Source organism: Pseudomonas sp. P1_F7 (genome assembly GCF_056405655.1).
Window position 1 is genome coordinate 1 of sequence record NZ_JBFUBR010000032.1, and the last position, 19,441, is coordinate 19,441.

Genomic DNA, 19,441 nt, shown 5'->3' on the forward strand with positions numbered 1-19,441 from the left:
AGATGTGCAGCGCTATGTCTCGCGCTACAACATCAGCAGGCCTCACAGCTACAACGACTACCGGTCGCCAGTCGCGAAGGAGAGACTGGCGGCGTAAACCTTAACGGGTGTCCAAGATTACTTGACCAGTTCAAGCTCGCTCCCACAGGGGATTGCGGTTACCTCTGAGAAAGCCGAGCCAGAGTCTAAATCCTCTCGACGCTGATGCGTTTCCAGAACAGGAAAACCTGACAAGTGCGCCCCGTGAGCGGAACGCGCACCTGCCCGGTGTGCAGTTTTGGTTACTATCCACAGCGTATTGAGGGGTCGAGAGATGTCAGTCGCTACCAGCCTAATCGAAGAGCAGCCGGCGGCGCCCGCCGAGACGCTTTATCAATTCAACGAATCGCCGCTGCTGGCCCGTCAGAGCCGGCAGGAATCCAATGCCCGCAGCTATCCACGACGCATTCCCCTGGCACTCAAGCGCGCCAGGGGGCTGTATGTCGAAGACGTCGAAGGCCGTACCTTCATCGATTGTCTGGCTGGCGCCGGAACCCTGGCCCTGGGGCACAATCACCCGGTGGTGATCGAAGCCATCCAGCAAGTGCTGGCCGATGAACTGCCGCTGCACACCCTGGACCTGACCACGCCGGTCAAGGACCGGTTCGTCCAGGATCTGTTCGGCCTGTTGCCGCCTGCCCTGGCCGCCGAAGCGAAGATCCAGTTTTGTGGTCCCACGGGCACCGACGCCGTGGAAGCTGCGCTGAAACTGGTGCGTACCGCCACCGGCCGCAGCACCGTGATCTCGTTCCAGGGCGGTTATCACGGCATGAGTCAGGGCGCGTTGAGCCTGATGGGCAGCCTCGGGCCGAAAAAGCCCTTGGGCGCCTTGCTCGGCAGCAGCGTGCAGTTCATGCCGTACCCTTACGATTACCGCTGTCCGTTCGGGCTCGGTGGCGCGCCAGGGGTCAAAGCCAATCTGAGTTACCTGGAAAACCTGCTCAACGACCCCGAGGCCGGTGTGCAATTGCCGGCGGCGGTGATCGTGGAAGTGGTGCAGGGCGAGGGTGGGGTGATCCCGGCGGATCTGGACTGGTTGCGTGGTGTGCGCCGGATCACTGAAAAGGCGGGTGTCGCGCTGATCGTCGATGAAATCCAGAGCGGTTTTGCCCGCACCGGCAAGATGTTCGCCTTCGAGCACGCCGGGATCACTCCCGATGTCGTGGTGATGTCCAAGGCCATCGGCGGCAGCCTGCCGCTGGCGGTGGTGGTCTATCGCGACTGGCTCGACACCTGGTTGCCGGGTGCCCACGCCGGGACGTTCCGAGGCAATCAGATGGCCATGGCCGCCGGTTCCGCAGTGATGCGTTATCTGGTCGAACACAAGGTCTGCGAGCATGCCGCCGCGATGGGCGAGCGTCTGGCCGAGCACCTGCGCATCCTGCAGCGGGACTTCCCGCAACTGGGTGACATTCGCGGGCGTGGCTTGATGCTCGGCGTCGAACTTGTCGACCCGACGGGCGTGCTGGATGCCCAGGGTCATCCACCGGCCTTCGCCCGCCTGGCACCACTGGTGCAGCGCGAATGCCTCAAGCGTGGCTTGATCCTGGAGCTCGGTGGTCGCCATGGCGCGGTGGTGCGCTTCCTGCCGCCACTGGTGATTACTGCTGCGCAAATCGATCGCGTCGCCGAAATCTTCGGCCGGGCCCTGGCCGCCGCCACTGCCAATCTTTAAATTTTCCGCCCTGCGGATCGTTCCTTCTACATAACGGCTGCGCACACAGCGCAGCCCGCCCTACAACGATGGAGAGACACCATGACGTCAGTATTCGACCGCGAGGACATCCTCTTTCAGGTCGTGGTCAACCACGAAGAGCAATACTCGATCTGGCCCGACTACAAAGCCGTGCCACAAGGCTGGCGCACCGTGGGCAAAAGCGGGCTGAAAAAAGAATGCCTGGCCTACATCGAGGAAACCTGGACCGATATGCGCCCGTTGAGCCTGCGGCAGAAAATGGACGAGCAGGCGGCTGTGGCGCACTGATCCGTCATGCAAAAAGAAGCCCGCTGGACTGGTGATAGTCAGCGGGCTTTTTCAGGTCTGGAGTCTTGTGTCGCCTATCAGGCCGCTATCGCGAGCAAGCTCGCTCCCACAGTGATCTGCGGCATGGCACAAATCCTGTGGGAGCGAGCTTGCTCGCGATGAACGATAACGCGGTCGTACTGACCTTAAACGCCGCTCAAACCCTTGATCAGCAAATCCACATTCCCCTCAAGCTCCGCCACCGGATCCTCGGCATCGGTACTCAACACCACCAACCGGCTACCCGACCCGGCAATCACCGCTTTCAGCGCATCCGACGGTTGCCGGTGATGCAGCACCACCGCCACATCATTGTCCCTGAGCGTTGTGCCCAATTGCTTGAGCGCTTCGGCTGTCCACTCGGTATCGGCGCGTGCGTCCTGGCCGATCAATTCCAGATTGAGACTGCCGATCAGGTAGCCGAAGTGATCGCTGAGGCTCATCACACTGAGGTTGTCCGCATTGGCCAGCCGCGCTTCGCTGGCGGCACTGAGCTTGAGCAAACGCTGCTTGAGTGCTGCCAGGTTGGCGTCGATTTTCGGCTTGACCTCGGGGGCCAGGCGTACCAGGTCCGCCGCCATCACGTCGGCCATGCGCCCCATGTTGTTGCTGGAAAGCCACGGCTGACTGTTCAGCCCGTCGACCTTGTTGTCGGGCTGCACGGCAATACCGGGCAGGGCGCCGTCCACCGGGCGGGCGGCATCGACTTCGACGATGCGGATATTACTGCGCCGGGAGATCGGGTACAGCGGGTCATCTGCCCACAGTGAGCGCAGGTCGATCACTGCATCAGCATCGTCCGCCAGTTTGGCCAGCGCCGGGGCACCACGGCCGGTGAAATAGGCGGTCTGGCGGCTGCCGGGCAAATTGGCCGGGGCCGCGCGTTCGAGACTGACATCGGTGCCTTTGAGCAAGATTTCACCCAGGCCATAAGTAATCGGCAAGGAGGCCAGCACGCGCAGCGGTTTGCCGCTACCAGCGGCGAAGGTCGTGGTGGTCAATCCGCATAGGGCAATGGCGAGGGTCAGTTGGCGCAGTGAAAAAATCATTTATCCAAGGTTCCCTTTCAGGCTGGGGACGACGCCGCGCGCGAGGGCGGCCAGGGCGAAGGCGATACCGGCCACGAGGATGATCGCGGCGCCGGACGGGATCGGCAGGTCAAAGACGATCGGCGCGAGAATCCCGCACAGGGTGCTGACGGTGGCGATCAGCACCGAATACCAGAAAAAGCCCTTCAGCGATTGGCTGAGCAGGCGTGCCGCGGCGGCTGGAATCACCAGCAGGGCGCCGACCAGAATCGCGCCGATGACCTTCACGGCGGCGACGGTGATCAGCGTCACCAGAATCACGAACAGATAATCCAGGGCCTTCACCGCCACCCCGCGCACCGCCGCCAGTTGCGGGTTGAAACTGGCGAGCATGATGCGGTTGTACAGCGGCAAGGCCAGGGCCATCACCAGCGAACCGACGATGGCCAGCACCAGCAAGTCATTGCCGTTGACTGTCAGCACCGAGCCGAACAGCACGTTTTCCAGAATGTGCACGTTGATCTTGCCCGCCAGAATCAACAGCAGGCTCGCACCCAGGGCGAGCGACACCGAGAGGAACACGCCGATCAATGTGTCCGGCGCCAGGCCGGTGCGGTTGCGCAGGTAGTTGAGCAGGATGCCGAACAGCAGGCAGTAGCCGAACAGGCTGCCGTAAGGCCCGGTGTAGGGTTCGCCGAGCAGGATGCCGATGGCCACGCCGGTCAGCGCAGCATGACCGACCGCCTCGGAGAAAAACGCGAAGCGCTTGACCACCACCAGCGTGCCCAGGCCACCCAGCACCGGGCCGATCAGCAGTCCGGCGATCAATGCGTTGACCACGAACCCATAGGCCAGCGCCTCGGGCAAATAACCCGACGACGCCCAGCCCTGGACCATCAGGCGAAAAGCTTCGTAACTCATCAGGCAAGGCTCCGTGGGTGAGTCGAGAACAGCGTCATCAGACGCTCCGGTATCAGCGCCTGTTGCGGCGTGGCGTCGAACAGCACCCGGCGATTGAGCCCAGTGACGTGATCGGCCAGGCGACCGACCGCTTCCAGGTCGTGCTCGATCCACAGAACGGTGATGCCCGCCGCTCGCCAGTCACCGAGCAAGCGTTCGAACACACGGATGCCTGCTTCATCGAGGGCCGACATCGGTTCGTCGAGCACCAGCAGCTGCGGAGACGGAATCAGCCCCTGGGCCAGCAACACCCGTTGTCGTTCGCCGCCGGACAGCGCGCCCATGCGGCGCTTGCGCTTGTCCTGCATGCCGACCCGCTCCAGCGCCTCGCCAATCGCCGCCGCGTAGTGTTTGCTCAAGCCGAGAAAGGCCGGGCGACGCTGGCACATGGCGGCCATGAAATCGTCGACGGTCATCGGCAAGCCGCGGTCGAATTCCAGGGCCTGTGGCACATAGCCGATGGTCCCTGGCTCGGCGGGCCATTTCAGGCTCAAGCAGCCCTGATGAGGCATTTGCCCGAGCAGGGTCTTGATCAGCGAACTTTTGCCACCGCCGTTGGGGCCAACCAGTGCGTGCACGCTGCCGGGGCGGACCATGAGGGTCACCTTGTCGAGGATCGTCGTGCGCCCGAGCGTCAGGCTGACGTCGGCAAAATCCACGGTCGGGCCGCTGCTTTGCAGGATCAGGTTTTCTTGAACCGTCATGCCCCTGACTCCTGAATCGCCCGCACCACGGTGTCGAGGTTGCCGGTCATTTCCTTTTCGTACTTGTCGGCGGTGTATTCGCCGTAGGAGATGTGCGACAGCGGATACAGCTTCACCCCGGATTCACGCTGGATGGTGTCGACGTAAGTGGAAGGAAAATCCATCTCCGAGAAGATCACCTTCACGTCCAGCTCGCGCAGTTGGTCGATGGTCTTTTTCAGCTGGCTCGGGCTCGGCTCTATACCGTGGGCCGGTTCGACCACGGCCGTCACTTCCAGGCCGAACTCACGCAGCAGGTAGTCGTAGGCCGCATGCACCGTGGCCACCCGCAGTTCGGCGTTCGGTGCCTGGGTCAGTTTGGCCAGGGCATCGGCACGCATCTTGCGCAGGCGCTTGCTGTAGGCGCGGGCGTTTTCGGTATAGGTCTTGGCATTGGCCGGGTCGAGCTTGCCCAGTTCCCGGGCAATGTTGTTGACCTGGGCGATGGAGGCGCTGATCGACAGGAATGTGTGCGGGTTCACTACTTTGCCAGCGCCGCGTGCGGCCACGCCGGTGGCGGCCAGCAGCGGTACGTTTTCGTTGGCTTCGATTACCGGCACGTTCGGGGTTTCGCTGGCGGCGATCATGCGGTCGGCGAAATCATCATGACCGACGCCATTGAGCACGATCACGTCCAGCCCGCTGATGCGCTTGATGTCTTCGGCGCGGGGCTCGTAGGCATGCGGATTGAAACCGGCCGGAATCAGCGGTACCACCTCGGCCTTGTCGCCGACGATGTTCGCCACGTAGCTGTAGTAGGGATGCAGGGTGATGCCGATGCGCAGGCGCTTGGCTTCGTCGGCGCTGGCCAGTGATGGCAGCAGGCAGGCGAGCAAGCCGACCAGCAGCAGGCGCAAAAAATAACGTTGAGATGAATTGGGCATGGGAAAGCGGTCTTCTCTCGGAAAAAGGCGAGGGTTCAGTGCAGGTGCTGGCGGGTCACGCCGGCATCGAATTGCGCGATGACCTGCTGCCAGCCGGCGCTTTCGAGCGCAGCGTCGCTGAGGTCGGCCGGTGCCGTGAGCGTGTTGTCGCGGTTGAGCCAGATGTCTGGAGCGTCATCGGTTGCAGTCAGACGCATCAGGAATGAACCGGCGATCGTCAGCGTCTGGCTCTGGCCGAAATAGGCCTTGGCGTCGAGCAATTGCCAGGCATGTCCGCCCCGGCTGACGGAACTGGCGTCCCGGGCAAACGGCGCAAACCCTTCCTCGGCCAGCGCCTCGGGAGTCGGCAGCGCTTGCTGCTCCTGGCGCAGCAGGTGGATCTCGTCCAGCGTCACCCGCAAATCGGCGTAGATACCTTGCTCGGATGCACTGAGGTCTCGGCGCGCATCCAGTTGATGGCTGCTGACGCTGCTCACCTCATGGGGTTCACCGCGCCAGAGCACCACCGAGCCGGCCACCGCCAGGATCATCAGGCACAGCAGCAGAACGTAGAGGGTTTCGTGACCGGCACCGGCCGCGCGCACGACTTGGGTCGTTGGAGTACTCATGGCGTCTCGATGTCCTCTTGGTCGATCTCCACCACGTGACCGGGGCCAGCATCGAACAGCACATAGAACTCGGCGCCGGGCTTCCTGAAGGTCAGGGTCGAATCAGGCCCGAGCTTGCCCGGTACCAGGATGGTTTCGTCGTAGCCGATCACATCGAGGGTCACGCCCGGAGCGCCGCTGCCGTCGGAAAAACCGCCGGTGCACTTGATCTGTTCGGCGTCGATGGCCTTGCATTCGCACATCGGGTTGTGGGCCAGGGCGCTGGCGCTGAAGCCGGCGCAGAGCACCAGCAACACGGCGTTGAGCGGGCGAAGAGGGTTGATCATGGTTTACCTCCTTGTTTGTTCAACCAGGCGATGGTGGCGGGGGAGGCCTGGCTCAACGGAATGGATGCCTGATGCATGGCGCCGTCCCAGCCTTCCATGGTGATCCACAGTTCGGCGTCGGCCGTGGTCTTTTCCGGGACGGGTAGCGAAGCGCCCATGCGGTACGGAGTGCCGAAGAAAATCACCCCGGCGGTGCGCAGGCTGCGAGGCTTGCCGATGCGCAGGTAAGTAGCCTTGACCTGTCCGATGCAGGCATCGCACAGCGCGGCGTTGAAGCCCTTCATATAGCCGGCCGGGCCATCGAGCATGGGCGCGGCGTTGCGCAGCTCCGCCAGGCGCAGGCTCCAGGGGCCGACCTGCACCTCGCCGACGTCCCGTTCGCCCAGGCCACTGTCGCCACGCATCAACGCCTCGTCGGCGAAGTACTTGGGCATGAAGCCGAGTGGAATCAGCAACAACAGGACGTTCAGGTGAAAGCGCCATTTGTGCCAGAACACACTCAGGCGCGAGGGGTGTGAGGCCGCAGTGACTTTGCTCACAGGTTGACCTCCGACACTTCGTTGTTCGTAGCCGGTTGCGCCGCTGTGCTGCGCTGTTTCTTGTTGCTGCGTTTGAAGGCATTGGCCGTGGCCAGCGCCGTGCGCTTGGTCCAGATCAGCAGGCCGCTGAGCACCATCATGCTCAGCAGCAGGCCGAAGAACGCCCAGATCAGCTTGATCCACAGTCCGCCGAAGTCGCCGGTGTGCAGCGGGCGCATGGACTCGGTGACGAATTCCAGGGCAGAACGGTCCGAGATCAGGCGCGAGGCGGCGATTTCGCCGTTGTACGGGTTGATCGTGGCGGTCTGGAACATCAACGGATACCAACCGCGTCCGCCGACATCCAGGTGGCTGTAGGCATTGCCTGGCAGGCTGACGAAACTGGCCTCCAGCCCTGAGATTTCTTGCGTGGCGATTTCAACCGCGCGGTCAAGGTCGATACGCGGCGGGGGCGAGCCATCGGGCGACAGCGGCACTGCTTCGCGGGACATCGCCGGGATGATCTTTTCCGTGGAAATGGAAATCTGGTTATCGGACAGCAATGCCTGGATCAGGAACCAGGTGCCGGTGATGGAAATCACCGCGATGAACCAGATCGACCAGATGCCGCTCAAGCGGTGAAAGTCGCCCCAGAAAATCCGCGCGCCGTGGTGAATGCGCAGGGTCGGGCGGAAGAAGCCTTTCCAGAAGCGTTTGTAGACCACCAGCCCGGTGATCAGCGACGCCAGCAATGGCAAGCCGAGAAACGACACCAGGTACCAGCCCCAGCTGTAACCATTGGTGAACGGCACCAGCCACCAAGCGTGCAGGGCACGGGTAAAGGCGCGGAAGTTGAATTCCGGTGCGACACCCTGGATCACGCCGCTGTACGGATTGACATAAATCACCACCGAGCGCCCGTCGGGGTAGCTGACTTCGACATCCAGCGCGAAGTGCGACTCGTCGGGGCGGCTGATGCTCTGTACCACAGTCTGCGGTTCGGCCCTGTTGATGGCCTCGATCACCTGCTGATAGCTGAGCAGCGGAGCATCGCCGGAGGGCTGGCTGGCGCGCATTGGCGGGTTGGCCAGCCAGACGATCTCCTGGCTGATGACGGCCAAGGTTCCGGTCACACAGACGATCAGCACGAAAAACCAGATCGGCAACGCCAGCCAGCTATGGACCAGGAACCAGATTTTTGAACGGGACTTCTTTGACATGTTGGAGGTCTTGACTCGATGAGAGGCAACTCGGCTGCGGGCTTCGCAGGGATGAGCGCCCTGAAGGTCCAGTCGTGGCTTTTGCCTACACGAAAGGACTGCATCTATGTAGGACGGATGAGCAGGGGAAATCCCGAAAGGGGAAATGAAAGAAAATGTTTCTCATTGCCGACAGGTTAGGGACAGGCATGCTTGCGCAAGTGATTAGCAAGTCGGCGGTGCTGTTGAAGGCGGGGCCCCTGTGGGAGCGAGCCTGCTCGCGAAGAGGCCCGCTCCAGCACCAAGGATTTCAACCCTGGGCAAACATCTCCTTCGCCCGTTGCTCGATCTGTTCCTGGGTCAGGTCTTCCTTGCGCGTGGCCAGGAACCACAGGTGCCCGTAGGGATCCTTCAAGGTGCCCGAACGGTCGCCGTAAAACTGATCCTTGACCTCCGATACAACGGTTGCGCCGGCATCGATCGCCTGTTTGTAGGACTTGTCGACATCCGTCACGTACAAATGCAGACCCACGGACGGCGAATTGTCCGGGTTGCTAAGCGGCCCTTGATCGCACGGTGTGCCCAGCATGATCGGGCAATCGCCGATGCGCAGTTCAGCGTGGCCGACACTGCCACCGGGCATGTCCAGGCGCATGATTTCAACGGCGCCAAAGGCTTTTTTGTAGAACGCGATGGCTTCGGCGGCTTTGTTGATGCCCAGATAGGGGGTGACGCTGTGATACCCCTCTGGAATGGGTTTGACGCTCATGATGGATCTCCCTGTTGTTGTTTTGTGAATGGAAAGTACCTGTGCCGTTGTACGACCGAATAAATATAGGCCAGCCTTTTTCGCCTCACCGACTGCCCGACGAGCAGCAGCTCCATTCAAGTGCCATCAGGCCGGCTCCAACCAGTGCGCTCCCGGCCCGCGTTCTCCCGGCAATCGACAATGATCGCCATTTCTTGATAGCCACTATTGAAAGCGTTGATTTCTGCTGCCCGGGGGGCGCGGGTAGCCTGTGTTCATTGCCTCGAACCCAGTCGCCAGGACGCCAAAAATGAAACCGATGATTGCTGCTTTGCTGATGCTCGCCGTCTCCGTACTCGCCGGATGTGCCAGCCATGTTTCCCCTGAGCTTCGGCCTTACACGGCTGAAGAAAGCAAGGAACTGGCGCTGGAGGCGCTGAACCGCCGCGGATTGTCCTTCGACGAATACCACGCGAAAAAAGCCGAACTGCTCGGCCAACCGCAAAAGTCGTTCAACTTCGACAACCAGGGTGAAATGAACGCCGGGCGATCTGTACAGCTTCACGGTCGTCCAAGCTGAGGCAAAACTGTACTGCTCCAAGTTTCGCGTAACTGTCCATGGGTTTCGCCGAGGGTGTGCGATAGGGTCAACACCTGACCGACCCTGACGGACTGCCACCCATGACGCTCTCACTCGATCTGCTGCTGGGCTTCGCCCTGTTTGCCCTCGTCACCTCGATCACGCCCGGCCCGAACAACACCATGTTGCTGGCATCGGGGGTGAACTTCGGCTTTAACCGCACCATTCCGCACATGCTCGGCATCACCTGTGGCTTCTTTGTACTGGTGGTGGCGGTCGGTTTTGGCCTAGGCGCGGTGTTCCAGACTTACCCTTTGCTCTACACCGTTCTGCGTTATGTGGGGGCGGCGTATTTGCTGTATCTGGCGTGGAAAATCGCCCATTCCGGGCCCATGTCGGAGAGTCAGCAGGGCGAGGCGAAACCGATCAGCTATTTGGGCGCCGCCGCGTTCCAGTGGGTCAATCCCAAGGCCTGGATCATGGCCATTGGCGCTATCAGCACCTACACGCCGATGCAGGGTTACTTCACGAATGTGATCGTGATCGCGGCTGTCTTTGCGATCATCAACCTGCCGAGTGTCGGTGTCTGGGCCGCTTGCGGCACGCTGTTGCGCAATGTTCTGAAGGATCGCCGCTGGCTGCGCCTGTTCAATTGGGGCATGGCCGCGCTGCTCGTGGGTTCGCTGTATCCGCTGTTGCTCGAAAGCTTTAGCTGACGCATTGCTTCAACCGGTTGCCCGATGCCTGTTAAGCTGACTTTTCAGGAGCGTTCCTACGCACTTTTAAATGAAGTAATTCTTCTTTAACGGCATCCGATCAGGTATTGGTAGCGTTCTGAAAACAGCGCGCAGCTCACAAGGCTGCGCTTTGCCGTTTGCAGTCACGAGCTTCCTGATCCCGGAACACGCTCTGCGAGTCTTTTATGAATAAACGTCCGTTGTATTTCGATTACGCCGCCACCACGCCGGTGGATGAGCGGGTCATCAAGGTGATGGTCGAGTGTCTGGGCTTTACCGGCAATTTCGGCAACCCGGCCTCCAGCTCCCACGTCTTCGGCCAGCAGGCCCGGCAATCGGTCGAACAGGCGCGACGCCAGGTCGCCGAACTGGTCGGCGCGACGCCCGGGCAGATCGTCTGGACCTCCGGCGCCACCGAATCCAACAACCTCGCGCTCAAGGGCGTGACCCAGGCCCGCGGCACTGGCGGCGGCCATATCATCACCAGCCAGATTGAACACAAGGCCATTCTCGATACTGCGAAGCAACTGCAGGAAGCCGGTGTCGCGGTGACTTATCTGGTGCCGGACGCCGAGGGCCTGATCACCGCGCAAGCAGTCAGCGAAGCCATGCGCGAGGACACCTTCCTGGTGTCGCTGATGCTGGTCAACAACGAACTGGGTACGCTCAACGATATTCCCGTCATCGGTCAGGTCGTGCGTGATCGCGGGGCGTTGTTCCATGTCGATGCCGCACAGGGTGCGGGCAAAGTGGCGATCGACCTCGCGCAGTGGCCGGTGGACCTGATGTCGTTTTCCGCACACAAGCTCTATGGCCCCAAGGGCATTGGTGCGTTGTACGTCGGCCCGCGTGCACAACAGCGTTTGCAGGCGCAGATCCATGGCGGCGGGCATGAGGGCGGTTTGCGTTCCGGCACTCTGGCGACCCATCAGATCGTGGCCATGGGCGCGGCCTTTGCACTGGCGGCGGCTGCGTTCGATGAAGAGAAAGCCACCATCGTGCGATTGCGTGACCGCTTGCTCGAGCAATTGCGGAGCATTCCCGGCGTACGCCTCAACGGCAGCCCGACCCGGCGCATCCCCCATACCCTGAGCCTGACCTTCAGCGAAGGCGAGTTCAACCCGGCGGCGTTGCTGGCCTCGATCGCGTTTTCCGCGACCTCGGCCTGCAATTCCGCGAGCAATACCCCATCCCATGTACTGCTGGCCCTGGGGCACGATGCCCGCTCGGCCGGTCGCACCATCCGCTTGAGCCTCGGGCGTTTCACCACCGAGCAGGACATCGACCAGGCGGTTCAACTGATCAAGGCAGCCTGCGCCAGTGCTCCGGCATTCTGGCAATAGGGCGACGAAGCGCCGACGCTGATCGGCACTCAACAATAATGAACAAGTGATTAGCAGGAGACACGATGAATACGCAGCTTTCGATCAATGGATCGGTGCCCCAGCGCCTGGCGCAAACCCGCGAACTGATGAGCCGGGAGGGCATTCACGCCTTGCTGGTGCCGTCGGCCGACCCGCACCTGTCCGAGTACCTGCCGGGTTACTGGCAAGGGCGTCAGTGGTTGTCGGGTTTCCATGGTTCGGTCGGCACCCTGATCGTGACCCCGGACTTTGCCGGCGTCTGGGCCGACAGCCGTTATTGGGAGCAGGCGACCAAGGAACTCAAGGGCAGCGGCATTGATCTGGTCAAGCTGCAACCGGGTCAACCCGGGCCACTGGAGTGGCTGGCCGAGCAAACCCCTGAGGGTGGCGTTGTCGCGGTCGATGGCGCGGTCATGGCCGTGGCTTCGGCACGTACCCTGGGCGGTAAACTTGAAGAGCGTGGCGCCCGTTTGCGCACCGACATCGACCTGTTGAGTGGAGTCTGGAGCGACCGCCCAGGCCTGCCGAACGAACCGATCTATCAGCACTTGCCACCACAGGCGACCGTTAGCCGTGGCGAAAAACTCGCCAAACTGCGTGAAAACCTTAAGGCGCGGGGTGCCGACTGGCATTTCATCGCCACCCTCGATGACATCGCCTGGCTGTTCAACCTGCGTGGCGGCGACGTGTCGTTCAACCCGGTGTTTGTTTCCTTCGCCTTGATCAATCAGCAGCAGGCCACGCTGTTCGTTGCCTTGAGCAAAGTCAGCGCCGAACTGCGCGCCATCCTTGAACAGGACGGCGTGACCTTGCGCGATTACAGCGAAGTCGCTGCCGCACTGCGCGCCGTGCCGAGCGGCGCGAGTCTGCAAGTCGACCCGGCGCGGGTCACGGCGGGGTTGCTGGACAACCTCGACAGCGGGGTGAAGCTGATCGAAGGCCTGAACCCGACTACCCTGGCCAAATCGCAAAAAAGCCTGGCCGATGCCGAACACATTCGTCAGGCCATGGAACAGGACGGTGCAGCGCTGTGCGAATTCTTCGCCTGGCTGGACTCGGCGCTGGGCCGCGAGCGCATCACCGAACTGACCATTGATGAAAAACTCACCGCCGCTCGTGAGCGCCGCCCGGATTATGTGTCGCTGAGTTTCAACACCATCGCCGCGTACAACGCCAATGGCGCGATGCCGCACTACCACGCCACTGAAGAAGAACACGCAGTGATCGAAGGGGACGGTCTGTTGCTGATCGACTCCGGCGGCCAGTACCTGGGCGGCACGACCGACATCACGCGGATGGTTGCGGTAGGCACACCGACCGATGAGCAAAAACGCGATTGCACACGCGTGCTCAAGGGCGTGATTGCCTTGTCCCGCGCGCAGTTCCCGAAAGGCATTCTGTCGCCGCTGCTCGATGCCATCGCCCGCGCCCCCATCTGGGCGGAAAGTGTCGACTACGGTCACGGCACCGGTCATGGCGTCGGCTACTTCCTGAACGTCCACGAAGGTCCGCAAGTCATCGCTTATCAGGCCGCACCTGCACCGCAAACCGCGATGCAACCCGGCATGATCACGTCCATTGAGCCGGGCACCTATCGTCCGGGTCGTTGGGGTGTGCGGATCGAAAACCTGGCGATGAACCGTGAGGCAGGCAAAAGCGAATTCGGCGAGTTCCTGAAGTTCGAAACGCTGACCCTGTGCCCGATCGACACGCGTTGCCTGGAAACATCGCTGCTGTCGGACGAGGAAAAACAGTGGTTCAACGCCTACCACGCCGAAGTGCGCGAACGACTGAGTCCGTTGGTCGAGGGTGCCGCACTGGAGTGGCTGAATAGCCGTACTGCGGCTATCTGATCGGGTGTCGCTATTTGTTTCAGTGCAGCTCAGGCGCTTGTTCCAGCGTCTGAGCCATATAGTCGACAAACGCTTTGACCCTGGCGGATTGGCGACGATTCGCCGGGGATACGGCATGTATCGGCAGCGACAGCGTGCTGTAATCCTGCAACATCGCGATCACCCGGCCAGCTTTCAAGTCTTCGCTGAATAGCCACACAGGTGACAGCGCAATCCCCAATCCCCCCAGCACCATTTCGCGGATAGCCTCGGAATTGTTGCTCTGCGCGTTGCCCTTGATCCGTACTTCGTGGCGTTGGGCGTCTTTTGTGTACACCCACAGGTTTTGACTGCTCAGCAGATTGAACATCAGGCAGTTGTGCCTGCTCAGATCCTGCGGCGTCTGCGGTTGGCCGTTGTGCCTGAGGTAGTCGGGTGATGCAACGGTCACACGATGCGTGTTGCCGACCAGGCGAGCGATCAGGCCACTGTCGTTCAGGGCGCCGATCCTGAAGGTGACGTCCAGCCCTTCGCTGACCAGATCCTGATTCTGATCGCTCAATTGCAAGTCAATCTGTACGTCAGGGTAGTGTTTGAGAAAGTCCGGCAAACGGGGGGCGATCTGCAGGCGCCCGAAACTCACGGACGAGCCGATTTTCAGAGGTCCGGCGACCCTTTCCCGACCGGACTGGAAGCTATGTTCTGCCGCATCCACGGCGGCGAGGATGGTCCGGCATTCGTTGTAATAGCGCTGACCTTCGTCCGTCAGGGACAACTTGCGGGTACTGCGGGCAATCAGCTTTCCGCCCAATCGGGTTTCCAGTGCTTGCAACACTTTGCTGATGGTTGGCTGGCTGGTCTGCAATTCCCGGGCAACGGCGGAAAAACTGCCCCGTTCGACTACCCGCACGAAAATCGCCATTGCATTGAGTTTGTCCACGGGATCGCTCATTGATGCCGTAATGGAATGGTCACTATAGCGACATGGCGTCTTATCAGCATGAATTGAGCAAGACAAAATCAGTCCTGCATTCACTACTGATGGGACATGGCGAAATGACTGACTCACTGAATATGCGCGCTCTGATGGTCGACTCGGCCAATGCGCCGTTACGTTTGGTTTCCATCGCACGGCCCGTGCCGCAGGCGGGGCAGGTACTGGTCAGGATCAAGGCCAGCGGTGTCAATCCGCTGGACGGCAAAATCCGCTCCGGGCAGGCGACCCATGCGGCTCAACCATTACCGGCGATAGTGGGGATGGATCTGGCCGGAACCGTAGCGGCGTTGGGGGAGGGCGTCAGTGGCTGGCTGCCGGGGGATGACGTGTATGCCATGGCCACCGGTATTGGTGGTATTCAAGGTTCATTGGCCGAGTATGCGGTGGTCGACGCGCGACTGTTGGCTCGCAAACCACACAACTTGAGCATGCGTGAGGCTGCCGGTTTGCCGCTGGTGCTGATCACCGCTTGGGAAGGTCTGGTCGACCGGGCTCGTGTTCGGCTCGGGCAGAAGGTATTGATCCATGGTGGCGCCGGTGGTGTTGGTCATGTCGCGGTGCAAATCGCCCGCGCTTTTGGCGCAGAAGTTTTTGCCACGGGCTCTACCGGACAGCAGTCGATTATCGAAGGGTTCGGCGCGACGTTTATCGATTACCGCAAGTCTTCGGTTGAAGACTATGTGGCTGAGCATACGGCCGGTGAGGGCTTCGACATTGTCTATGACACAGTAGGGGGTGAAACGCTGGATGCGTCATTCAAGGCGGCACGGATGTATCACGGTCATGTGCTCAGTTGCCTGGGGTGGGGGAAGCACAGCCTGGCACCGCTTTCCTTTCGCGGGGCGACTTACTCCGGTGTCTTCACTTTGCTGCCGCTCCTGACCGGTAAGGGGCGTGAGCATCACGGCGAGATTCTGCTCGAGGCGGCGAGGTTGATTGAGGCGGGCAAGCTCACTCCGATGCTCGATCCGCGGCGCTTCAGCCTGCAAAACGCCGAGGCCGCCCATGAGCTGCTTCTGTCGGGAGCAGCGCAAGGGCGGTTGGTCATCGAGATCTAACTCAAGGCTTCAAGCACGAAGTCCAGTCGATCCTGGCCGAAGTACAGCTGGTTATCGACAAACATGCTCGGTACGCCGAATACGCCGCGCTGCACCGCTTTCTCGGTGTTGTCCTTGAGCGTTGCCTTGACTGTTTCGTCGGCGGTCAGTGCCAGCACCTCATTGGGATCGAAACCGTTGTCGCTCAGCACCGCTGCCACGGTTGCCGGGTCATTGAGGTTGCGGCCGTCGACCCACAGGGCCTTGAACAGGCAGTCAATGAAGGCGACAAAGCGCTCGGGTTGGTGCAACTGAATGCCGGTCACGGCACGCATCAGCATCAGGGTGTTGATCGGGAAATGCGGATTGAACTTCAGTGGCACGCCGTAGCGCCGGGCATAACGGTCGAGGTCCTCAATCATGTGGCGGCCCTTGGCCGGAATGGTCGCCGGGGAGGCGTTGCCGGTGGCCTTGAACACACCGCCGAGCAGGATCGGGATGTAGATCAGTTGGCTGTCGGTTTGCTCACAGATTGCCGGTAGCTGGGTATACGCCAGGTAAGTGGTGGGGCTGCCCAGGTCAAAAAGGAATTCCACGGTTTTGCTCATGGTCGGTGCGCTCTGCTTATTGTTGTAGGGGGAGGGCTTACCAGCGTTCGCTCCAGGGGCGCAGGTCCAGTTCGAAAGTCCAGGCGTCGCGGGGCTGGCTGTGCAGGTACCAGTAATTCTCGGCAATGTGTTCGGGGTTGAGGATGCCGTCCTGATCCTTGGTCGCGTATTTCTCGGGGAAGCTGTCACGGATGAAATCGGTATCGATGGCTCCATCGACGACGACATGGGCAACGTGAATATTCATCGGACCGAGTTCTCGGGCCATGCTTTGCGCCAGCGCACGAATGCCGTGCTTGGCACCGGCAAATGCAGCGAACCCGGCTGCGCCACGCAAGCCTGCAGTGGCACCGGTGAACAGGATCGTGCCCCGCTGGCGCTTGGCCATGCGTTTGGCCACTTCCCGCGCATTGAGAAAACCGGAAAAACAGGCCATTTCCCAGATCTTGAAATACTTGCGGGCGGTTTCTTCGAGAATGCTGCACGGCACGTTGGCACCGATGTTGAACACGAACGCCTCGATGGGGCCGATCTCGCTTTCGATCTGTTCGACCAGCGCGATCACGTCTTCCTCCTTACGTGCATCGCAGGCAAAACCGTGGGCCTCGCCACCATCGGCCTCGATGGAATCCACCAGTGGCTGGAGCTTGTCCGCACTGCGGCGGGTGACGCAGGCGACAAAACCCTCCTGGGCAAAACGCTTGGCAATGGCGCCGCCCGTGGCATCACCTGCACCGACGACCAGTACGACCTTCTTGTTATTCATGGGTAGATCCCTTTTGGTAAACGATCGTTAACTAAACGAACGTTATGCTATGATTCGACAGACGTCAAGGTGAGCAATCCAGGGGGAAGGGCAATGCGTTATTCGGCCAGTCACAAGCTGGAAACCAGGCAAAGGCTGCTGGAAAGCAGTGCGGTTTCGGCTAAGAAGTCCGGATTTTCAACGGTGGGCGTGGACGGTCTGATGAAAGCGATTGGCTTGAGTGGCGGCGCCTTCTATAGCCACTTCTCGTCGAAAGACGAGTTGTTCGCAAGCATAGTCGAGCGTGAGTTGGGGCAAAGTCTGACGCGACTGGGGGAGGGGCAGGACCGTGACAAGCTTGAGCGCTGCTTGAAACAGTACCTGAGTATGTCTCACGTCGAGAATCCGGAAACCGGTTGTGCATTGCCGGCATTGGGGGCGGAAATTGCCCGTTCCGACGAGACTGTCCGCCAACAGGCAGAGCACTGGATTTGTCGGCTTCAGGAAAGTTGGGCGGGTGTTCTGCAAAGCGACAGCCTGGCGTGGGCGATTCTGTCGCAATGTATTGGCGCGCTGGTCGTAGCGCGCATGCTGGCTAGCCCGGATATCCAGCGCACAGTGCTGAAGTCCAGCTACGAGGAAATTGGCCGTCAGATTGCAAGTCCGAGAACCTGACGCGACGGCCCTGGCTATTTGCAGATGACAATCATGCTGCGGCTGGTATAACCCGCAGGATTGAGGCCAAACGGATAATCGCCGGGCTCTTCCACGGCATCTCCCGATTTGGCGATGACCTTGTAGCCCTTGGGCGCGCAGGAGTTGGCGGCACTGGTGTAGCACTTGTCCCAGGACGAAGACAGTCCGGAACAGTTGATATGTAGCCCTTTCTTGCCGTGCTTGATCTGTGTTTCTGAGGTCGCTGCGCAGCCCGCAATTGCAAGTACGGCGATCAGTATCAAAATTCGTTTCATTACTGTCCTTATAGCGTCCCCGGATCTTGTGCCCGGGTCTGGCTGCATTCGCTTTCGGTTGACGCGTACCGATATCCCTATCTGAAATTGTCCATGGCATGACCCTGGGTTGCGGGGCTAAACATGGCCTAATTGAGCGGCAAATACCAGAGCGGTGTCATATCYGCCATTAATCTGCCGCTACTGCTGGTCTGGTGGAAGTGCTCATGGTCATGGTTGCGCCGACGGATGCCAGAATGATGCACAGGATTGCCATCCACTGCGACAGCGAAAGGTACTCATGCAGGAACAGCAAGCCCGATAACGCACCGAAGGCAGGCTCGATGCTCATCAATGTGCCGAAGGTTCTGGCCGGCATGCGGGTCAGTGCGACCATCTCCAGGGTGTAGGGGAGGGCAGTGGACAGGATGGCGACGCCAAGGGCCACAGGGATCAATGACGGGCTCAGCAGAGCGGAACCTGCATGGACAATTCCGATGGGGGCTACGAAGAGCGCAGCGATCATTACCCCCAGCGCGGCGGTTTGCACGCCATTGTCGGCCCCGGCTTTTTGCCCGAACAAAATGTACAGTGCCCAGCAGACCCCGGCACCCAAGGCATAACCTGTGCCTACCAGATCGATGCCTGCGGTCGCTTCTCCCGTCGGTATCAGTAACAGTAATCCGACGGCAGCCAGGGCGATCCATAAAAAGTCGATCGCGCGACGCGAGGCGTAGATCGCCACTGCCAGTGGGCCGGTGAATTCAAGCGCCACCGCGATGCCCAGTGGGACGGTTTGCAACGACATATAGAAGAGGAAGTTCATGCCACCCAGCGCCATCCCGTAGACGATGACGGTACGCAGGGATCTTGCGGTGAGTTTTGCCCGCCATGGACGCAGTATCAGCATCATGATTACGCTGGCAAAGATCAGTCGTAGTGTTGTCGTCCCCTGAGGGCCAACAACGGAGAACATGCTTTTGGCCAGGGAGGCTCCGGACTGGATCGACGCCATGGCTATGAGCAGCAGCCCAACCGAGAACAGGGTAGAGGCTAGGCTGCGAGGCTGGTCATTCATTACGTGGCATCGTCCAAAATATAGGCATCAAGGGTATTTCTATTTGTGTTGGGCAATATACTGCGCATTCCCTGCAGGCGCGTCTATATATAAGCAGTGTTTTTGCACATATCGATAGAAACCCGAATCAGTGCTTGACGGCAGATTCTGGAAGCCTATAATTCGCCCCACTTCCGGCGCAGTCGAAACGGAAAACTCCTTGGTAAACAACGAGTTACGCGGTTTTCGACAGCAGGTGCTTCAGTTCATCGAAGCCAAAAGGGAGTTGAAAAAGAGGTGTTGACAGCAGCGTGTAACGCTGTAGAATTCGCCTCCCGCTGACGAGAGATCTGAAGCGCAAGTGGTTGAAGTTACAAAGGAAACTTTGAAAGCTTCTGAAAATAATCACTTGACAGCAAATGAGGCTGCTGTAGAATGCGCGCCTCGGTTGAGACGAA

Annotated in this window: 22 protein-coding genes; 8 read left to right on the plus strand and 14 right to left on the minus strand. The window is 60.5% G+C overall.

Features of this window, described 5'->3' with window-relative positions; all coding sequences use genetic code 11:
- Positions 1–313 precede the first annotated feature (313 nt).
- Entirely contained in the window at positions 314–1,714 is a 1,401-nt protein-coding gene (locus AC1D1M_RS30585) for a diaminobutyrate--2-oxoglutarate transaminase (protein WP_477778577.1), read from the plus strand.
- Between the two features lie 81 nt (positions 1,715–1,795).
- A complete protein-coding gene (locus tag AC1D1M_RS30590) occupies positions 1,796–2,023 on the plus strand; it encodes an MbtH family protein (RefSeq protein ID WP_057713869.1) in 228 nt (75 codons plus the stop codon).
- A 185-nt stretch (positions 2,024–2,208) separates the two neighbouring features.
- On the opposite strand, the gene AC1D1M_RS30595 is transcribed toward AC1D1M_RS30590, so the two are convergent.
- The 9 genes from AC1D1M_RS30595 to AC1D1M_RS30635 form a co-directional block, all read right to left on the minus strand.
- A complete protein-coding gene (locus AC1D1M_RS30595; protein WP_477778578.1) occupies positions 2,209–3,111 on the minus strand; it encodes a metal ABC transporter substrate-binding protein in 903 nt (300 codons plus the stop codon).
- A complete protein-coding gene (locus tag AC1D1M_RS30600) occupies positions 3,112–4,011 on the minus strand; it encodes a metal ABC transporter permease (RefSeq protein ID WP_477778579.1) in 900 nt (299 codons plus the stop codon). It lies immediately after the preceding gene.
- Positions 4,011–4,754: a metal ABC transporter ATP-binding protein gene (locus AC1D1M_RS30605; protein WP_477778580.1), complete on the minus strand. Its 744-nt coding sequence runs from the start codon at positions 4,752–4,754 to the stop codon at positions 4,011–4,013. The genes AC1D1M_RS30600 and AC1D1M_RS30605 overlap by 1 nt, the downstream gene beginning before the upstream one ends.
- Positions 4,751–5,677, minus strand: a complete 927-nt coding sequence (locus AC1D1M_RS30610; RefSeq protein WP_477778581.1) for a metal ABC transporter substrate-binding protein — start codon at positions 5,675–5,677, stop codon at positions 4,751–4,753. The genes AC1D1M_RS30605 and AC1D1M_RS30610 overlap by 4 nt, the downstream gene beginning before the upstream one ends.
- Before the next feature lie 35 nt (positions 5,678–5,712).
- Positions 5,713–6,285: a DUF6162 family protein gene (locus tag AC1D1M_RS30615; RefSeq protein WP_477778582.1), complete on the minus strand. Its 573-nt coding sequence runs from the start codon at positions 6,283–6,285 to the stop codon at positions 5,713–5,715.
- On the minus strand, positions 6,282–6,611 hold the full coding sequence (locus AC1D1M_RS30620) for a hypothetical protein (RefSeq protein ID WP_477778583.1): 330 nt from the start codon (positions 6,609–6,611) through the stop codon (positions 6,282–6,284). Before AC1D1M_RS30620 ends, AC1D1M_RS30615 begins: the two co-directional genes overlap by 4 nt.
- A complete protein-coding gene (locus tag AC1D1M_RS30625; RefSeq protein WP_477778584.1) occupies positions 6,608–7,150 on the minus strand; it encodes a thiamine pyrophosphate-binding protein in 543 nt (180 codons plus the stop codon). The genes AC1D1M_RS30620 and AC1D1M_RS30625 overlap by 4 nt, the downstream gene beginning before the upstream one ends.
- Entirely contained in the window at positions 7,147–8,349 is a 1,203-nt protein-coding gene (locus AC1D1M_RS30630) for a PepSY-associated TM helix domain-containing protein (RefSeq protein ID WP_477778585.1), read from the minus strand. The genes AC1D1M_RS30625 and AC1D1M_RS30630 overlap by 4 nt, the downstream gene beginning before the upstream one ends.
- A 289-nt stretch (positions 8,350–8,638) precedes the next feature.
- Positions 8,639–9,097 (minus strand): VOC family protein, encoded by a 459-nt coding sequence (locus AC1D1M_RS30635; RefSeq protein WP_477778586.1) that lies wholly within the window; start codon positions 9,095–9,097, stop codon positions 8,639–8,641.
- Between the two features lie 289 nt (positions 9,098–9,386).
- Between AC1D1M_RS30635 and AC1D1M_RS30640 the strand changes: the two genes are divergently transcribed.
- From AC1D1M_RS30640 to AC1D1M_RS30655, 4 genes are all read left to right on the plus strand, one after another.
- Complete coding sequence (locus tag AC1D1M_RS30640) at positions 9,387–9,656, plus strand: hypothetical protein (RefSeq protein ID WP_056727042.1); 270 nt, start codon at positions 9,387–9,389, stop codon at positions 9,654–9,656.
- 101 nt (positions 9,657–9,757) lie between these two features.
- The gene (locus tag AC1D1M_RS30645) at positions 9,758–10,372 is read left to right on the plus strand and encodes a LysE family translocator (RefSeq protein ID WP_007993943.1); all 615 of its coding nucleotides are present in this window, start codon (positions 9,758–9,760) and stop codon (positions 10,370–10,372) included.
- Between the two features lie 206 nt (positions 10,373–10,578).
- Positions 10,579–11,736, plus strand: coding sequence for a cysteine desulfurase family protein (locus AC1D1M_RS30650; protein ID WP_477778587.1), 1,158 nt, complete (start codon positions 10,579–10,581; stop codon positions 11,734–11,736).
- Positions 11,737–11,801: 65 nt separating this feature from the next.
- On the plus strand, positions 11,802–13,610 hold the full coding sequence (locus AC1D1M_RS30655) for an aminopeptidase P family protein (protein WP_477778588.1): 1,809 nt from the start codon (positions 11,802–11,804) through the stop codon (positions 13,608–13,610).
- Between the two features lie 19 nt (positions 13,611–13,629).
- Here the strand turns inward: AC1D1M_RS30655 and AC1D1M_RS30660 are convergent, their stop codons facing one another.
- Complete coding sequence (locus AC1D1M_RS30660) at positions 13,630–14,529, minus strand: LysR family transcriptional regulator (RefSeq protein ID WP_477778589.1); 900 nt, start codon at positions 14,527–14,529, stop codon at positions 13,630–13,632.
- Positions 14,530–14,645: 116 nt separating this feature from the next.
- On the opposite strand from AC1D1M_RS30660, the gene AC1D1M_RS30665 reads away from it, so the two are divergent.
- Complete coding sequence (locus AC1D1M_RS30665) at positions 14,646–15,644, plus strand: zinc-dependent alcohol dehydrogenase family protein (RefSeq protein ID WP_477778590.1); 999 nt, start codon at positions 14,646–14,648, stop codon at positions 15,642–15,644.
- Here AC1D1M_RS30665 and AC1D1M_RS30670 read toward each other — a convergent pair.
- Together AC1D1M_RS30670 and AC1D1M_RS30675 are read right to left on the minus strand one after the other, a co-directional pair.
- Positions 15,641–16,231, minus strand: a complete 591-nt coding sequence (locus tag AC1D1M_RS30670; RefSeq protein WP_477778591.1) for a 2-hydroxychromene-2-carboxylate isomerase — start codon at positions 16,229–16,231, stop codon at positions 15,641–15,643. The two genes, AC1D1M_RS30665 and AC1D1M_RS30670, sit on opposite strands and share 4 nt — an antisense overlap.
- 37 nt (positions 16,232–16,268) lie before the next feature.
- A complete protein-coding gene (locus tag AC1D1M_RS30675) occupies positions 16,269–16,997 on the minus strand; it encodes an SDR family oxidoreductase (protein WP_477778592.1) in 729 nt (242 codons plus the stop codon).
- Between the two features lie 93 nt (positions 16,998–17,090).
- Between AC1D1M_RS30675 and AC1D1M_RS30680 the strand changes: the two genes are divergently transcribed.
- Positions 17,091–17,651: a TetR/AcrR family transcriptional regulator gene (locus AC1D1M_RS30680; protein ID WP_477778593.1), complete on the plus strand. Its 561-nt coding sequence runs from the start codon at positions 17,091–17,093 to the stop codon at positions 17,649–17,651.
- 14 nt (positions 17,652–17,665) lie between these two features.
- On the opposite strand, the gene AC1D1M_RS30685 is transcribed toward AC1D1M_RS30680, so the two are convergent.
- Positions 17,666–17,947: a hypothetical protein gene (locus AC1D1M_RS30685; RefSeq protein ID WP_477778594.1), complete on the minus strand. Its 282-nt coding sequence runs from the start codon at positions 17,945–17,947 to the stop codon at positions 17,666–17,668.
- A gap of 169 nt (positions 17,948–18,116) precedes the next feature.
- Positions 18,117–19,004: a threonine/homoserine exporter RhtA gene (gene rhtA / locus AC1D1M_RS30690; RefSeq protein WP_477778595.1), complete on the minus strand. Its 888-nt coding sequence runs from the start codon at positions 19,002–19,004 to the stop codon at positions 18,117–18,119.
- Positions 19,005–19,441 lie beyond the last annotated feature (437 nt).

What these genes read in the sequence shown, in the direction of transcription:
- AC1D1M_RS30595 (WP_477778578.1), bottom strand. Translation starts at nt 3,111, where the DNA reads ATGATTTTTTCACTGCGCCAACTGACCCTCGCCATTGCCCTATGCGGA.
- AC1D1M_RS30590 (WP_057713869.1), top strand. Translation starts at nt 1,796, where the DNA reads ATGACGTCAGTATTCGACCGCGAGGACATCCTCTTTCAGGTCGTGGTC.
- AC1D1M_RS30610 (WP_477778581.1), bottom strand. Translation starts at nt 5,677, where the DNA reads ATGCCCAATTCATCTCAACGTTATTTTTTGCGCCTGCTGCTGGTCGGC.
- AC1D1M_RS30675 (WP_477778592.1), bottom strand. Translation starts at nt 16,997, where the DNA reads ATGAATAACAAGAAGGTCGTACTGGTCGTCGGTGCAGGTGATGCCACG.
- rhtA (WP_477778595.1), bottom strand. Translation starts at nt 19,004, where the DNA reads ATGAATGACCAGCCTCGCAGCCTAGCCTCTACCCTGTTCTCGGTTGGG.
- AC1D1M_RS30620 (WP_477778583.1), bottom strand. Translation starts at nt 6,611, where the DNA reads ATGATCAACCCTCTTCGCCCGCTCAACGCCGTGTTGCTGGTGCTCTGC.
- AC1D1M_RS30615 (WP_477778582.1), bottom strand. Translation starts at nt 6,285, where the DNA reads ATGAGTACTCCAACGACCCAAGTCGTGCGCGCGGCCGGTGCCGGTCAC.
- AC1D1M_RS30655 (WP_477778588.1), top strand. Translation starts at nt 11,802, where the DNA reads ATGAATACGCAGCTTTCGATCAATGGATCGGTGCCCCAGCGCCTGGCG.
- AC1D1M_RS30665 (WP_477778590.1), top strand. Translation starts at nt 14,646, where the DNA reads ATGACTGACTCACTGAATATGCGCGCTCTGATGGTCGACTCGGCCAAT.
- AC1D1M_RS30670 (WP_477778591.1), bottom strand. Translation starts at nt 16,231, where the DNA reads ATGAGCAAAACCGTGGAATTCCTTTTTGACCTGGGCAGCCCCACCACT.
- AC1D1M_RS30685 (WP_477778594.1), bottom strand. Translation starts at nt 17,947, where the DNA reads ATGAAACGAATTTTGATACTGATCGCCGTACTTGCAATTGCGGGCTGC.
- AC1D1M_RS30585 (WP_477778577.1), top strand. Translation starts at nt 314, where the DNA reads ATGTCAGTCGCTACCAGCCTAATCGAAGAGCAGCCGGCGGCGCCCGCC.
- AC1D1M_RS30645 (WP_007993943.1), top strand. Translation starts at nt 9,758, where the DNA reads ATGACGCTCTCACTCGATCTGCTGCTGGGCTTCGCCCTGTTTGCCCTC.
- AC1D1M_RS30605 (WP_477778580.1), bottom strand. Translation starts at nt 4,754, where the DNA reads ATGACGGTTCAAGAAAACCTGATCCTGCAAAGCAGCGGCCCGACCGTG.
- AC1D1M_RS30630 (WP_477778585.1), bottom strand. Translation starts at nt 8,349, where the DNA reads ATGTCAAAGAAGTCCCGTTCAAAAATCTGGTTCCTGGTCCATAGCTGG.
- AC1D1M_RS30600 (WP_477778579.1), bottom strand. Translation starts at nt 4,011, where the DNA reads ATGAGTTACGAAGCTTTTCGCCTGATGGTCCAGGGCTGGGCGTCGTCG.
- AC1D1M_RS30650 (WP_477778587.1), top strand. Translation starts at nt 10,579, where the DNA reads ATGAATAAACGTCCGTTGTATTTCGATTACGCCGCCACCACGCCGGTG.
- AC1D1M_RS30640 (WP_056727042.1), top strand. Translation starts at nt 9,387, where the DNA reads ATGAAACCGATGATTGCTGCTTTGCTGATGCTCGCCGTCTCCGTACTC.
- AC1D1M_RS30680 (WP_477778593.1), top strand. Translation starts at nt 17,091, where the DNA reads ATGCGTTATTCGGCCAGTCACAAGCTGGAAACCAGGCAAAGGCTGCTG.
- AC1D1M_RS30635 (WP_477778586.1), bottom strand. Translation starts at nt 9,097, where the DNA reads ATGAGCGTCAAACCCATTCCAGAGGGGTATCACAGCGTCACCCCCTAT.